The sequence below is a fragment of the Polaromonas sp. P4_H1 genome, assembly GCF_056400945.1.
Genome location: NZ_JBFUKG010000015.1, coordinates 52,400 through 66,723, shown reverse-complemented (window position 1 = coordinate 66,723; position 14,324 = coordinate 52,400). Strand labels below are relative to the sequence as shown.

Below are 14,324 nucleotides of genomic sequence, written 5' to 3'. Positions count from 1 at the left end.
CGACGATGAACTGGTCCCTCCCCCACATCCTGACCCTGCTGTTCTGGCTCGCCGCCGCCTGCTTCGCCGCAGGGCTGGCGCGCCGCGTCCAACTCTGGCGCGCCGGGCGCCCTGCCGTGGTGAACTGGCTTGGCCTGCTGGCGATCCCCAAGCGTTATTTCATCGATCTGCATCATGTCGTGGCGCGCGAGCCCTATATCGCGCGCGCTCACATCGCCACAGCCGGTGGCGCGGTGGCGGCCCTGCTGTTGGTCGCGGTCAACTACGGCCTGGCGATCTACGCGCGCTGGCTCGATGCGGCGATCGTCGCTGCCACGTTGCTGATGCTGGGCGGCGTGGTCTTCGTCTGGTTGCGCCGCCGCGTCGCGCCGGCCCGTCTCTCGCGCGGGCCGTGGAACCGCCTGCCGTACACGCTCGCTGCCTTCGCGCTGGGCCTCGGCCTGGTGCTGCTCGTGCCGTCGTCGACGCTGTCGGTCGGCATCGCCGTGATCGCCTTGTTGCTGCTGTTGGCCGGTGCGGCCGAGCTCGCGCTGGGCATCGCCGGTGGGCCGATGAAGCATGCCGTCGCCGGCCTGTTGCACCTGGGCCTGCATCCCCGGCCCGAGCGCTTTGGTGACAAGCGCTTCGCCACCGCGCTGAAACCGCTGCGCCTGACCGCCGACGACATGGGCGTCGGCAAGCCCGCCGACTTCGCCTGGAACAAGCTGCTGTCGTTTGATGCCTGCGTGCAGTGCGGCAAGTGCGAAGCCGCCTGTCCGGCGTTTGCCGCCGGCCAGCCGCTGAACCCGAAGAAGCTGATCCAGGACCTGGTGGTCGGCATGAGCGCCAAGAGCGACGCGAATTACGCCGGCAGCCCCTACCCTGGCCAGCCGGTGGGCGAACATGCAGGCGCGCCGCACCTGCCCATCGTCAACGGCCTGATCAACAGCGAGACGCTCTGGTCCTGCACCACCTGCCGCGCCTGCGTGCAGGAATGCCCGATGCTGATCGAGCATGTGGACGCGATCGTCGACATGCGCCGCCACATGACCCTGGTCGGTGGCGTGGTGCCGAACAAGGGCATGGAAGCGCTGGAACAGCTGCGCGACACCGACACCGTCGGCGGTTTCCCGCTCACCGCCCGCCACCACTGGGCGGCCGACCTGAACGTGCCGCTGCTGGATGTCGGCGGCCAGACCGACTGGCTAGTTCTGGTCGGCGAAGGCGGCTTCGACATGCGCTACCAGCGCACCCTGCGCGCCTTCGTCAAGACGCTGCAAAAAGCCGGCCTGAAGATCGCCCTGCTGGGCACGGCGGAAACCGATTGCGGCGACCTGGCACGTCGCCTGGGCGACGAAGCCGGCTTCCAGCGCCTGTCCCTGCAGCTCATCGCCACCCTGAAGACTCGCGGCTTTCTGCACATAGTGACGCCCGACCCCCACATCTTCCACTCGCTGAAGAACGAGTACCCGGCCATGGGCGGCGACTTCGACGTCTGGCACCACACCCAGCTGCTGGCCGACCTGCTGGCCAAAGGCCAACTGCAACCCACCCGCGCCGGCAGCCTGGAGACCGTGACCTACCACGACCCCTGCTACCTGGGCCGCTACGGCCGCGAAGTGGAGGCTCCGCGCGCCGTGCTCAAAGGCATAGGCATCAAGGTAGTGGAGATGGAACGCAGCCGCGAACGGGGCCGCTGCTGCGGCGGCGGCGGCGGTGCGCCATTTACCGACATTCCCGGTGCCACCCGCATCCCCGACATCCGTATCGCTGACGCCAAAAACACCGGCGCAGGCGTGGTGGCTGTCGCCTGCCCGAACTGCACGGCGATGCTGGAGGGCGTGGTCGGGCCGCGTCCCGAGGTGCTGGATATCGCCGAGCTGCTGGCCCACGCATTGGAGGTGGCATGAACACACACGCACCCTCAGCACCCACACGCCGCGTAGACCCGCGCCGCCCCGCCATCATCACACCGGCAGGCCTGCGCCGCATCGTGTTGGGCAGCAGCGAAGGCGAACGTCTCGGCGCACACAGCACATCACATCAAGCCGTTGTCAAAACAGTGCGCAGCGCGGGCCCGTTCACCCACGCCACGCTGGTCGTCACCCACGCCGAGCGTGGTGCATTGACCGATGTGGCGCGCCAGGCGATTGCGGCGGCGGCGATTTTGGCCCCCGCCGATACAGAAGTCATCGTGGCGGTACTCGGTGCCTGCCATGACGACGTGGCCGGGCTCGGTGTGGACCGCTTACTCGCATTAGACAGTTTTGATGCCAGCCGCTACCAGCCCACAGCCTGCGTGCAATGGTTGCAAGGCCTGCAGACTACTTGGACCCCGACACATTGGCTCTTCGTCGACAGCGGGGCCGACGGCCAGCTGGGTCGCCGTTTTGCGATCCAGGCGGGGCTGAGCCTGGCCTGTGGCGTAGTGGAACTGGGGACCGACGCCTTGCGCGTGCCCGCCAGTGCCAGCCAGGACTGGCTGCGCCCGCATACCCAGGTCATGCTGCTAACCAAAGGTGTAGTCAGCACCAAGCTGCCGTTTGTGGGACTGGGCCTGCGAGACGTAGCTGCCGCGTTACCCATCGCATTGGATTCCGGGATCGAAGACCTGGGCGTGCAAGCCGGGGACCCGCAGACACTGGCGCTGGAGGAAGCCGACTTCATCCTGGCAGCAGGCAATGGGGTGACGGATCTGCCGCTGTTCCACTCGCTGGCGCTGGAGGTGGGAGCCGCTGTTGGGGCCTCGCGGGTCGCGGTGGACGATGGCCGCTTCGCCCGCGCCCAGCAAATTGGAGCCACCGGAAAAACCGTTTCCGCCTCGGGCTATCTGGCTCTGGGGATTTCCGGTGCGGTGCAGCATCTGCAAGGCATCAAAGACTGCCGCCACGTCATAGCGGTCAATCTGGACTCCTCCGCGCCAATTGCGCGCCGCGCCGACCTGACCGTGGTGGAAGACAGCGCAGCCTTGATGCAGGCCCTGCTGGAACTGGTGCGCCGGCAAAAGGAAGATGTATGAGCGACATCACAGTATTGGTCGCAGCCCGCACCCATGCGGTCAGCGGCAGGCCCACACGCAGCCGTGCCGATGCCAGCGCGGCGGCCCTGGCTTTGGGTTTATCGGGCACCGTGCGGCTGGTTACCGCAGGCTCCTTGCCGGACGCTGTGGCCCGCGACTACTTGGCCCTGGGCGCACCGCGGCTTGAAATTGTGGAGTGTGGCGGGGCTGCCGATGTCTTGGCAGCGCTGGTCCCGGCTTTGCACAATGTGCCCTGGGTATTGACCGGCACCCGTTCAGAATCCGAGCACGGCACGGGCATGCTGCCCCATGCCCTGGCAGCTGCGTTGGGACGCCCGGTGGTCACCGATGTACTGGCCGTGCAGCCCGACGGCGACGCCTGGATCGTGACCCAGGCCCTACCCAAAGGAGCCCGAAGACGCCTGCGCATTAGCCCACCTGCCATGCTGGCGGTGAGCGCCGCTACCCCCCAGACATTGCGCCATTCACTGGCCGACGCCATGGCGGGCCAGATCGTGCGAACGCCCGTTCAAACCTCTGGGCCGGCAACCGCGCCTGCAGGCCAGCGTGTGCCCAATAGCAAGCGCCGCAAGTTACTGGAGGCCAAGACCGTCCAAAGCGGCCACGCCCGCATGCTGGGAGCGATTGAGTCGCCTTCGACCGGCGGCACGGTGCTCCAGGCAGGCAACCCACACACCAAGGCGCAGGCGGTATTGGACTACCTGCGAGCCCATTCTCTTGTGCATTTTTGAAGAGACACCCACCATGACAAAAACCATTTCTGCACAAACCCTGCTCACGCGCGAGTTGCTGGCGCGGCGACGCCCTGGCTACAGCCTGGAGGCGCCGTTCTACCTGAGCGATACGCTGCTCCAGGCCGACATGGAGCACATCTTCGGCCAACACTGGATCTTCGTCGCGGTCGAGCCGCAGCTACCGGAAGCCGGGGACTACATCACCGTGGACTTCGGGACCAACTCCATCCTGATCGTGCGCGACGACGACATGCAGATCCAGGCCTTCCACAACGTCTGCCGCCACCGGGGTTCGCGCCTGTGCGCCAGCCAGCAGGGCGTGGTGGGCAACATCGTTTGCCCCTACCACCAGTGGACCTATGACCTGAAAGGGCAATTGATCCACGCCAAGCACATGGGTGAAGACTTTGACCCCCGTGGCCTGGGCCTCAAGCCGGTACATGTGCGCAGTCTGGCCGGCTTGATCTTCACCTGCCTGGCCGAGAATCCCCCCGAAGACTTTGAGCAGATGGCGGCGGAGATGACCCCCTACCTGGCACCGCACCAGCTCAGCCAGTGCAAGGTAGCGGCCCAGGTCGATCTGGTGGAAGACTGCAACTGGAAGCTCACCATGGAGAACAACCGCGAGTGCTACCACTGCATGAGCAACCACCCGGAGTTGACCATCTCCTTGTACGAATACGGCTTTGGCTACCAGCCGGACGAACACAACGCGGCGGGGCTGCAGCGCTTTCAAGACATCATGGCCGCCAACCACGAACGCTGGGAGGCCATGGGCCTGCCCTCCGCAGAGATCGAAACCCTGGACTCGCGCATCACCGGCTTTCGCGCCCAGCGCCTGCCGATCGACCGCTCAGGCCAGTCACAAACCATGAACGCCGAAGTGGCGTCGAAGAAGTTGCTGGCCAACTTCGTCGATCCAGCACTCGGCGGCTTGTCGTTCTGGACCCAGCCGAATTCCTGGCACCACTTCATGAGCGACCACATCGTCAGCTTTTCGGTGTTGCCGATTTCCGCCACCAAAACCCTGGTGCGCACCACCTGGTGTGTGCACAAGGATGCGGTCGAGGGCGTGGACTACACCGTGGACAACCTGACGGCCGTGTGGAATGCCACCAATGCGCAAGACCGCCGCCTGGTGGAAGAGTCGCAGATTGGCATTGCCAGCGGCGCCTACGAACCCGGCCCTTACTCGCCCTTCACCGAAGGTCTGGTCGAAAAATTTTGCAACTGGTATGTGAACCGCTTAAGCACGCTAACCCGCTGAGCATTTGCCCTTCCCGATGTCCACACCACTCCACGCTCCCGACCTGGCAGCCCCCGCGTCCCAGCCCTGGTCTGCCGACCAGGACGAAACCCTGCGATGCGTGCAAATCCGCCAGGAAACCGCCGATGTCAAAACTTTCATACTGGCAGCCAAAGGCCCACGCAGTTTTCGCTACCTGCCGGGCCAGTTCATCACACTGGAGCTGCAGATCAACGGCCGCAGCGTGAATCGCTGCTACACGCTGTCTTCCACCCCCACCCGTCCGGACCTCGTAAGCATCACCGTCAAGCGGGTGCCGGGCGGCGAGGTGTCCAACTGGCTGCACGAGCACTTGCGCGTGGGCATGGACTTGGGCGCGATGGGGCCCTCCGGCGACTTCAGCTGCTTCAAGGCCCCGGCCCAACGGTATCTATTCCTGTCGGGCGGCAGCGGTGTGACGCCCTTGATGTCGATGACGCGGGCACTGCACGACCTGGGCAGCGATGCCGACATCGTGTTTGTGCACTGCGCGCGCAGCCCTGCTGATGTGCTGTTCCCGGAAGAGCTGAGCCTGATGGCGCGCAACATGACACAACTGCGGCTGGCCACCGTGTGTGAGCAACACAGCCCCGGCAGCGCCTACGCCGGACATTTGGGGCGCATGGATGCGGCGCGGCTGGCCCATATTGCCCCCGACTTTTTGCAGCGCGATGTCTACACCTGTGGCCCGGCACCGTTCATGGCGGCGGTGCGCGCACTGCTGGTGGCGGCGGGTTTCGACATGCAGCGGTATCGGGAAGAGAGTTTCTCTTTTGAAGCTGCGGTACCGGAGGCAATGAACAACGCGACTGCAGCACAAAATGAAAATGCGGTTTCTGTATACCAAATTCAACTACAGAAAATGGGCCAGGCATTTTCATGCCGTGCCGATCAAACCATTTTGCAAGCAGCGGTTACTGCGGGTTTGCGCCTTCCCTCTTCTTGCAGCAGTGGCGCCTGCAGCACCTGCAAAACAAAAAAAATAGCCGGCCAGGTAGACATGAAACATGCCGGAGGCATTCGCCAACGCGAAATTGACCAAGGTTGGATTTTGCCCTGTTGCAGCAGGCCCGTGAGTGATATTGCACTGGATCGGTGAGTTCAAAAACGTGCATGTGTCGATACAAAAATGGCTTCAAGTTTCCATTTGTAATCATGAAAATCCATTTTGGTGCTACCGACAAAAATAGAAGTCCAAGAAGTCCAACCTATAGGCAAACCCCATAGCCTAAAACATATTCGCCCTAGAAAATAGTGGCACGCTGTTTGCTCATAAGAAAAACCCGCAACAGACAGTGAAAAAATTCCCCAGGAGACCCACGATGCCAAAGCCCAAAATCAGCGTTAGAAATCTTTACAAAATATTCGGAAATAATATTTCCGAGGCATTGAAATTGCTGGGAGAAGGCCTAGGCAAAGACGAAGTATTTGCCAAAACCGGGCATGTCGTGGGCGTCAACAAAGTCAGCTTCGACGTGGTGGCGGGCGAAATTTATGTGCTGATGGGTTTGTCGGGCTCGGGTAAATCCACCTTGATTCGGCTCATCAACCGCCTGGTTGAGCCTTCCTCAGGGTCCATCAACATCGACGGCGAAGACATAGCCGCCCTGCCGCAGTGTGACCTGGTCAAGTGGCGGCGCAAGCGGGTCGCGATGGTGTTCCAGTCTTTTGCGCTGATGCCGCACCGCAATGTGCTGGACAACGCTGCCTTTGGCCTGGAAATGGCGGGCACGCCGCGCAAAGCGCGTGAAGACCGGGCCATGGAAGTGCTGCGCCAAGTGGGCTTGCAGACTTACGCGGCCAAATACCCGTCGCAGTTGTCGGGCGGCATGCAGCAACGTGTAGGACTGGCGCGGGCTCTGGCCGTGGACCCCGACATCTTGCTGATGGACGAGGCCTTCTCGGCACTCGACCCGCTCAAGCGCGTCGAGATGCAAAGCCTGATGCTCGATTTGCAGCGTGAGCAGCAGCGCACGGTGTTGTTCGTCTCGCACGACCTCGAAGAAGCACTGCGCATCGGCACCCGCATCGCCATCATGGAAGGCGGCAACCTGGTGCAGGAGGGCACCGCCCACCAGATCATCACCCAACCTGCCAACGACTACGTGCGCAAGTTTTTCAAAGGCGTGGACACTTCGCGCTACCTGACAGCGGCGGACTTGCTGGACCCTGGACTGAACGGCCACTCCTACAACGGCGGGCCGCGCCTCCCCTCCCACACCACCCTGCCCGAGGCCATGAAAATCGTGCTGGGAATGGACCATCCGGTGGGCGTATTCGACGCCACCGATCGCTTGCTGGGCTGCATTTCCGCCCGCAGCCTGCTTGTCAAAATGTCCCAAGAGGCCCGCCATGTCTGATCTTTTATCCCAAGTCACCGAAGCCTCGCACGACGTGCTGCCCCTGGGCCGCTGGGTCAATGCCGGGGTGAAACACCTGCTGGACAACGGCGCTACCGTATTCGATTCGATTGGCGTGGTGGTGGAACAGTTTGCCCAATGGGTCGAGATGGGCATGTTGGCCCTGCCCTTCTGGCTGGTAATTCTGGTCGCCGCGGCCGTGGGCGTTCGCCGCCTGGGCTGGAAGTTTGGGGTGTTTGTGGCGCTGGCCTTGACGCTGATTGTGGTCACCGGATTCTGGTTGCAAACCATGGTCACGTTGGCCCTGACACTCTCGGCCACCCTCATCAGCCTGTTTTTCGGTATTCCGCTGGGGATTTGGTGCGCACGCAACAACCGCGTCAATTCCACCGTACGGCCGATGCTGGACTTCATGCAAACCATGCCCGCCTTTGTGTACCTGATTCCTGCTGCCATGCTGTTCGGCCTGGGCCGGGTGCCTGGCACCATTGCCACCGTGATCTTCGCCATGCCGCCGGTGGTGCGCCTGACCAGCCTGGGCATCCGCCAGGTGAGCTCCGAACAGGTGGAAGCGGGCAACGCCTTTGGTTGTACCGCCACCCAGTTGCTGTTCAAGGTGCAACTGCCCATCGCCATGCCGACCATCATGGCAGGCGTCAATCAGACCATCATGATGGCGCTGTCGATGGTCATCATCGCCTCGATGGTCGGCGCAGGCGGCCTGGGCAACGACGTACTCGCCAGCATCCAGCGCCTGAACATCGGCCTGGGGTTTGAGAGTGGACTGGCGGTGGTTCTGCTGGCCATCATCCTCGACCGCCTCACCGAGAGTTTTGGTGCAGCCCGCAAGAGCAGCGATAGCTAAGTTCCGATAGGAGCGCCCCGTGCCACGCATCCCTCTTGAATCTCCCCCGTCCGCAGCTTTGGGTGCCAACGACGGAAAGTCTAAAAAGGGCAGTACCCATATCGGCTTCATCCTGTTGCACGACTACTCGATGATCGCCTTTGCCAATGCCGTAGAAACGCTGCGCATGGCCAACTACATCAGTCGCCGCCCGCTGTACCGATGGACCGTGGTGAGCCCCGAGCAGACAGCCGCCGTGGCCAGCAACGGATTGGCTCTGACGTCCATCGGAGATCTTGCCGACCTGGCCGAATGCGACATGGTATTTGTCTGTGGCGGTGTCAACATCCGCAGCGTGACGAATGACGCCGTGCGCCAGCTTCTGCGCCAATGCGCCGCCAGCGGTGTGGCCATGGGCGCGCTGTGTACGGGCTCTTTTGCGCTGGCCAGCGCCGGACTGCTGGACGGTTACCGGTGTGCCATCCATTGGGAGAATCTGGCGGCGATCAGTGAAGAGTTTCCCAAGGTGCGATTTGCGCCGGAGGTTTTCATCCTCGACCGCGACCGTATGACCTGCTCCGGTGGTACAGCACCACTGCACCTGATGCTGCACCTGATCCGCGAGCGCCACGGCGCCAAGCTGGTGATGGATATCTCCGAACAATTTATCGTAGAACGGCTGCGTGCCAGCAACGACCGCCAGCGCATCCCGCAGCCCGAGTGCATCGGCCCGGGTTACCAACATTTGACCGAAGCTGCCGAGATCATGGCCGCCAACATTGAAGACCCCTTACCCCTGGCCGAACTGGCCAGCGCCATCGGGCTGTCGCTGCGCCAGCTAGAGCGCTTGTTCCACCGCTACTTCAGCATAAACCCGGCGCAGTACTACATGAACCTGCGACTGCGCCGCGCCCAGGAATTGCTGACGCACAGCAGCCAGCCCATCATGCAGGTCACCGTGGCTTGCGGTTTCCAGTCGTCATCGCATTTCTGCAAGGCCTACCGTAGTTTGTTCGGACACGCGCCCAGCGAGGAGCGCCGCCGCCAGGCGGGCGCCGGCGAATCTCGCACAGCGGTGATGCGGGTGGCTTGAAGCACCTGGCCCCAGCCATGCACCTGCCGCTGCGGTACAACTCCACGTCGTTCCCAGCAAAGTTCTGCCGCGTCAACCTGTAAAAGTGCAGTGGTGTCGTCGCGCTGCGCAACCCCACGTTTACAAGGAACGGGTCATGAAATTGAAACTAGCCATTCTGGGTTTGACCTCAACGGTCCTCTCACTGTACGCGCCCCTCGCGAGCGCACAGGAGGCCGCTAGCTGTAAAACCGTGCGCTTCGCCGACGTAGGCTGGAGCGACATCGCTGCCACCACCGGTCTGGCATCTGTGGTGCTCGAAGGTCTGGGCTACAAACCCACCGTGACCATTGCCTCGGTACCCATCACGTTCGCAGGCATTAAATCCAAACAGATTGACGCCTTCCTGGGTTACTGGAACCCAAGCATGACACCCATGATGGAGCCCTTCGTCAAGGCCGGCCAAATCAAGGTGCTGGAGCAACCCAACCTGGTGGGTGCCAAGTACACCTTGGCCGTACCCGAATATTTGTACGACAAAGGTCTGAAGACTTTTACCGATATTGCCAAGTTCCAAAAAGAGCTTGATGGCAAGCTCTACGGCATCGAACCCGGTAACGATGGCAACGCGCTGATCCAGGGCATGATCACCAAGAATGAGTTTGGCCTGAAGGACTTCAAGATAGTCGAGTCGTCCGAGGCCGGCATGCTGGCAGAGGTGCAGCGCGCTGGACGCAGCAGCAAGCCCATTGTTTTCCTGGGCTGGGAGCCGCACCCGATGAACGTGCAAATGAAGATGCGTTATCTGGAAGGTGGCGACGCCGTTTTTGGTCCGAACTTTGGTGAAGCCAAGGTGTTCACCGCCGTGCCACCGGGCTATGAAGCGCGTTGCCCGAATGTGGCGGCATTGCTGAAAAACCTGCAGTTCAACACCACGATTGAAAACTCAGTGATGCTGGCCATTCTCGACAAGGGCAACCCCAACCAAGCGGCACGGGCCTACCTGAAGAAGAATCCGGCGCTGCTGGATGCCTGGCTCAAGGGCGTGAAAACCTTCTCGGGTAGCGACGGCTTGCCCGCCGTCACGGCAGCGCTCAAGAGCTGAGTCGTTTTACGCAAATTTCCCTCTCTCGGAGGCCAAGGTTCCGACCAGCCGCACACAGCTTGGCGCCATGGTTCGGCCCCGAGCGCCCGCGCAGTAGTGCTGACCTTTATCGGTGGCGCTGCCTGCCTCTGTGTACCTTTACCGCTCACCGTCCTTACCGTTCATGTATCCGCTGTAACACCACTCATGACAAAAGTGTCGTGCAAATTTCAATCTAAAACCACAGCCATACAAGCCATTTCACGCCAAACCAAGGAGATTCAAAATGTCAGCTAATCGCGGTGTCGTTTACCTGCGCCAGGGCCAGGTCGAAGTTCAGTCCATCCCGTTTCCCACACTGGTCAATCCAACGGGTAAAACAGCCGAACATGGCGTGATCCTGAAGGTGCTCACCACCAACATTTGCGGCTCCGACCAGCATATGGTGCGCGGCCGCACGACAGCGTCGGCCGGGCTGGTGCTGGGCCATGAAATCACCGGCGAGGTACTCGAAGTGGGCCGCGACGTCGAAACGCTCAAACGGGGCGACGTCGTTTCAGTTCCGTTCAATGTGGCATGCGGGCGCTGCCGCACCTGCAAAGAGCAGCACACCGGTGTCTGCCTGAGCGTCAACCCGTCGCGTGCGGGCGGGGCCTATGGATACGTCGATATGGGCGGCTGGATCGGCGGGCAAGCCGAGTATGTGATGGTGCCGTACGCTGACTTCAATTTGTTGAAATTTCCGGATCGCGCGCAGGCGATTGAAAAAATCCGCGACCTGACCTGCCTGTCCGACATCCTGCCCACCGGCTACCACGGTGCCGTGACGGCCGGGGTTGGCCCAGGCAGCACGGTGTATGTGGCGGGTGCCGGTCCGGTTGGCCTGGCCGCCGCCGCATCAGCAAGACTACTGGGGGCTGCTGTTGTCATCGTCGGTGACATCAATCCGGTGCGCCTCGAACATGCACGCAAGGTTGGTTTCGAGACGGTCGATTTGTCGAAGGATGCAACGCTGGCCGAACAGATTGCGCACATTCTGGGTACGCCGGAAGTCGACTGTGCCGTTGACGCGGTGGGCTTCGAGGCGCGTGGCCATGGCCACGCAGGCTCGCAGGTGGAAGCCCCGGCCACGGTGCTCAATTCATTGATGGAGGTCACGCGGGCAGCGGGCAAGATAGGCATTCCGGGCCTGTACGTCACGGAGGACCCTGGTGGCGTCGACAAGGCGGCAAAACACGGCTCACTCAGCATTCGCCTGGGTCTGGGCTGGGCCAAATCGCACAGTTTCTTTACCGGCCAGACGCCCGTCATGAAATACAACCGCGCGCTGATGCAAGCCATTCTGTGGGACCGTATCAAGATCGCCGATGTGGTGGGCGTGCAGGTGATATCGCTCGACGACGCGCCCTCTGGCTATGCCGAGTTCGACGCTGGCGCGCCGAAGAAATTCGTCATTGACCCGCATGGGCAACTGAAGAAGGCCGCCTAGCTTTCATGAATCAGAGGCGATGCCCCCGCATTGTGAAAACGTTATGCAGAATTCAAGCAAAAACCACAGCCCTTCAAACTCTTTCGCGCTCATGACGTCGGACCAAAACAACCATTACTGTTTGAATCTGGCCTGCGGCAGCGCCCGAGGGCAGGTCGCCGCCGTATCTGCATTGCTCGACCAGCATGGGGCATACATCGAACAGTTTTCGGTGTTTGACGACCATACGACCGAGCGATTTTTTGTACGTGGCGTTTTCAGCTTGCACAGCCCGGTGGAAGTCTTACGCAGCGCTTTTGCCGAATTGGCGCAAGGCTTCCCACAGGCGCAATGGCAGGTGCATGACCTGGCGCAGCCCACCCGCGTGCTGGTCATGGTGTCCAAGTTTGACCATTGCCTGCGCGAACTGATTGCACAGTGGCGACGTGGTGAATTGAAGATGGACATTGTTGCCATCGTCTCCAACCATGCCGATCTGGCGCCCTTGGCCGAGGCCGAGGGCCTGCCTTTTTACCACCTGCCCATCAGCGCCGAAACCAAGCCCGCGCAAGAAGAAAAACTACACCAGTTGATCGTGGATACCGGGGCCGAGTTCGTGGTGCTGGCCCGCTACATGCAGGTTTTGTCAGAGGCGCTGTGCCTGCAACTGCATGGCCGGGTTATCAATATCCACCATTCGTTTTTACCCGGCTTCAAAGGCGGCAAACCGTACCAGCAGGCCCACGACCGTGGCGTCAAGCTGATTGGTGCCACCGCCCACTTTGCCACCACCGACCTGGACGAAGGCCCGATCATCGAGCAGTCGCTCGAACGCGTAGACCACGCCGATACGCCGCAAAATCTGTCGCAGGCGGGCCGCCTGGTGGAAAGCCTGGTGTTATCGCGGGCCCTGCGCTTCGTACTGGAGCGGCGGGTATTTATCAACGGCATGAAAACCGTGGTGCTGCGTTGACCACCACCAAAAAATGAATCCCTATGCATGACACGCTGATCCCCGGCTTTGTCGATGGCCTGCCTGTGCAGGGCAGCGGCGAACGCTTCGACACCTTCAATCCCGCCACCGGCGCCGTGATCGCCGGGGTGCACGACTTCGCCGAGGCCGATGTGAACGCGGCCGTCGAGGCAGCGCAAACTGGTTTCAAAATCTGGTCCGCCATGACCGGTACCGAGCGTGGCCGCATCCTGCACCGTGCCGCGCAATTGCTGCGCGAGCGCAACGACGCGCTCGCCGCCATCGAAGTCCAAGACACCGGAAAACCCTGGCAAGAAGCCCAGGTGGTCGACGTCGCCAGCGGGGCCGATTGCATCGAATACTTTGCCGGCGCCGCTGCCACGCTGACGGGCACGCAGTACCCGCTGAAAAATGCCTTCGCCTATACCCGGCGCGAACCGCTGGGCGTGTGCGTGGGCATCGGTGCCTGGAACTATCCGATCCAGATCGCCTGCTGGAAATCAGCCCCGGCACTCGCCGCAGGCAACGCGATGATTTTCAAACCGTCGGAGCTCACGCCCATGACGGCGGTGAAGCTGGCCGAGATTTACCTGGAGGCAGGCGTGCCCCCCGGCGTGTTCAACGTGCTGCAAGGCCGCGGCACCACCGGCGCCCTGCTGGCAGCCCATCCGGGCGTCGCCAAGGTGTCGGTTACCGGCTCCATCCCCACCGGCAAACGCGTCATGGCCAGCGCCGCCAGCACGCTGAAACGGGTGACCATGGAACTGGGCGGCAAGTCGCCCTTGATCGTATTCGACGACGCCGACTTCGAGCAAGCCGTGACGGCGGCCATGATGGCCAACTTCTACACCCAGGGCGAGATCTGCACCAACGGCACGCGCGTGTTCGTGCAGCGCGGCATCGCCGACAAGTTTCTCGCCCGGCTCACAGAGCGCACCCTGCTGCTGCGGGTCGGCGACCCGACCGACCCGGCTACCGAAGTCGGGGCCCTGATTTCCGCCGCCCACCGCGACAAGGTGCTGGACTATGTGGCCAGCGGCATTGCAGACGGTGCCACGCTGGTCTGCGGCGGTACGGCGGTCGCGGTGGCAGGATGCGAAGGCGGTAACTTCGTGGCCCCCACCATCTTTGCCGACTGCAGCGACGGCATGCGCATCGTGCAAGAAGAGATTTTTGGCCCGGTGATGGCGCTGCTGGTATTTGACGAGGAGGCTGAGGTGATCCAACGCGCCAATGACACCCGCTTCGGCCTGGCTGCAGGCGTGTTCACCCGCGACGGTGCGCGCGGGCACCGCGTGGCGGCCAGCCTCAAGGCCGGTATATGCTGGATTAACAACTACAACATCACGCCCATTGAGATCCCGTTTGGCGGCGCAGGCGAATCCGGCATCGGCCATGAAAACAGCATGGTCGCGCTCGAACATTACACCCAACTCAAGACCGTTTACGTCGAGCTAGGCCAGGTGGCCTGCGGCTACCGGTAAG

12 protein-coding genes are annotated in these 14,324 nt (G+C 62.1%); all 12 read left to right on the top strand.

Translation table 11 applies throughout. From position 1 onward, the window contains the following. The first annotated feature begins 5 nt into the window (after positions 1 to 5). The 12 genes from AC1DS5_RS18670 to betB all read left to right on the top strand — a co-directional run bounded on the left by AC1DS5_RS18670 (position 6) and on the right by betB (position 14,323). Complete coding sequence (locus tag AC1DS5_RS18670; protein WP_477719749.1) at positions 6 to 1,889, top strand: (Fe-S)-binding protein; 1,884 nt, start codon at positions 6 to 8, stop codon at positions 1,887 to 1,889. Next, complete coding sequence (locus tag AC1DS5_RS18665) at positions 1,886 to 2,998, top strand: FAD-binding protein (RefSeq protein WP_477719748.1); 1,113 nt, start codon at positions 1,886 to 1,888, stop codon at positions 2,996 to 2,998. Before AC1DS5_RS18670 ends, AC1DS5_RS18665 begins: the two co-directional genes overlap by 4 nt. Then, positions 2,995 to 3,750, top strand: coding sequence for an adenine nucleotide alpha hydrolase family protein (locus AC1DS5_RS18660; protein ID WP_477719747.1), 756 nt, complete (start codon positions 2,995 to 2,997; stop codon positions 3,748 to 3,750). The genes AC1DS5_RS18665 and AC1DS5_RS18660 overlap by 4 nt, the downstream gene beginning before the upstream one ends. 13 nt (positions 3,751 to 3,763) lie before the next feature. Further along, a complete protein-coding gene (locus AC1DS5_RS18655) occupies positions 3,764 to 5,020 on the top strand; it encodes an aromatic ring-hydroxylating oxygenase subunit alpha (RefSeq protein ID WP_477719746.1) in 1,257 nt (418 codons plus the stop codon). A gap of 16 nt (positions 5,021 to 5,036) precedes the next feature. Continuing rightward, positions 5,037 to 6,137, top strand: a complete 1,101-nt coding sequence (locus AC1DS5_RS18650) for an FAD-binding oxidoreductase (protein WP_477719745.1) — start codon at positions 5,037 to 5,039, stop codon at positions 6,135 to 6,137. A gap of 223 nt (positions 6,138 to 6,360) precedes the next feature. Beyond that, positions 6,361 to 7,398, top strand: coding sequence for a quaternary amine ABC transporter ATP-binding protein (locus AC1DS5_RS18645; protein ID WP_477719744.1), 1,038 nt, complete (start codon positions 6,361 to 6,363; stop codon positions 7,396 to 7,398). Next, positions 7,391 to 8,263 carry an ABC transporter permease gene (locus tag AC1DS5_RS18640; RefSeq protein ID WP_477719743.1) on the top strand — a complete coding sequence of 291 codons (873 nt, stop codon included), beginning with the start codon at positions 7,391 to 7,393 and terminating at the stop codon, positions 8,261 to 8,263. Before AC1DS5_RS18645 ends, AC1DS5_RS18640 begins: the two co-directional genes overlap by 8 nt. A 19-nt stretch (positions 8,264 to 8,282) precedes the next feature. Continuing rightward, entirely contained in the window at positions 8,283 to 9,335 is a 1,053-nt protein-coding gene (locus AC1DS5_RS18635; protein WP_477719742.1) for a GlxA family transcriptional regulator, read from the top strand. 136 nt (positions 9,336 to 9,471) lie between these two features. Continuing rightward, complete coding sequence (locus AC1DS5_RS18630) at positions 9,472 to 10,419, top strand: choline ABC transporter substrate-binding protein (RefSeq protein WP_477719741.1); 948 nt, start codon at positions 9,472 to 9,474, stop codon at positions 10,417 to 10,419. A 265-nt stretch (positions 10,420 to 10,684) separates the two neighbouring features. Then, entirely contained in the window at positions 10,685 to 11,887 is a 1,203-nt protein-coding gene (gene fdhA, locus AC1DS5_RS18625; protein WP_477719740.1) for a formaldehyde dehydrogenase, glutathione-independent, read from the top strand. A 91-nt stretch (positions 11,888 to 11,978) separates the two neighbouring features. Continuing rightward, entirely contained in the window at positions 11,979 to 12,839 is an 861-nt protein-coding gene (purU, locus tag AC1DS5_RS18620; protein ID WP_477719739.1) for a formyltetrahydrofolate deformylase, read from the top strand. 23 nt (positions 12,840 to 12,862) lie between these two features. Beyond that, on the top strand, positions 12,863 to 14,323 hold the full coding sequence (betB, locus tag AC1DS5_RS18615; protein WP_477719738.1) for a betaine-aldehyde dehydrogenase: 1,461 nt from the start codon (positions 12,863 to 12,865) through the stop codon (positions 14,321 to 14,323). The last annotated feature ends 1 nt before the right edge of the window (position 14,324 follow it).

Bases quoted from the DNA above. Each gene is read 5' to 3' on its own strand.
- AC1DS5_RS18645 (WP_477719744.1), top strand. From the start codon at position 6,361: ATGCCAAAGCCCAAAATCAGCGTTAGAAATCTTTACAAAATATTCGGA.
- AC1DS5_RS18660 (WP_477719747.1), top strand. From the start codon at position 2,995: ATGAGCGACATCACAGTATTGGTCGCAGCCCGCACCCATGCGGTCAGC.
- AC1DS5_RS18650 (WP_477719745.1), top strand. From the start codon at position 5,037: ATGTCCACACCACTCCACGCTCCCGACCTGGCAGCCCCCGCGTCCCAG.
- betB (WP_477719738.1), top strand. From the start codon at position 12,863: ATGCATGACACGCTGATCCCCGGCTTTGTCGATGGCCTGCCTGTGCAG.
- AC1DS5_RS18630 (WP_477719741.1), top strand. From the start codon at position 9,472: ATGAAATTGAAACTAGCCATTCTGGGTTTGACCTCAACGGTCCTCTCA.
- fdhA (WP_477719740.1), top strand. From the start codon at position 10,685: ATGTCAGCTAATCGCGGTGTCGTTTACCTGCGCCAGGGCCAGGTCGAA.
- AC1DS5_RS18665 (WP_477719748.1), top strand. From the start codon at position 1,886: ATGAACACACACGCACCCTCAGCACCCACACGCCGCGTAGACCCGCGC.
- AC1DS5_RS18655 (WP_477719746.1), top strand. From the start codon at position 3,764: ATGACAAAAACCATTTCTGCACAAACCCTGCTCACGCGCGAGTTGCTG.
- purU (WP_477719739.1), top strand. From the start codon at position 11,979: ATGACGTCGGACCAAAACAACCATTACTGTTTGAATCTGGCCTGCGGC.
- AC1DS5_RS18670 (WP_477719749.1), top strand. From the start codon at position 6: ATGAACTGGTCCCTCCCCCACATCCTGACCCTGCTGTTCTGGCTCGCC.
- AC1DS5_RS18640 (WP_477719743.1), top strand. From the start codon at position 7,391: ATGTCTGATCTTTTATCCCAAGTCACCGAAGCCTCGCACGACGTGCTG.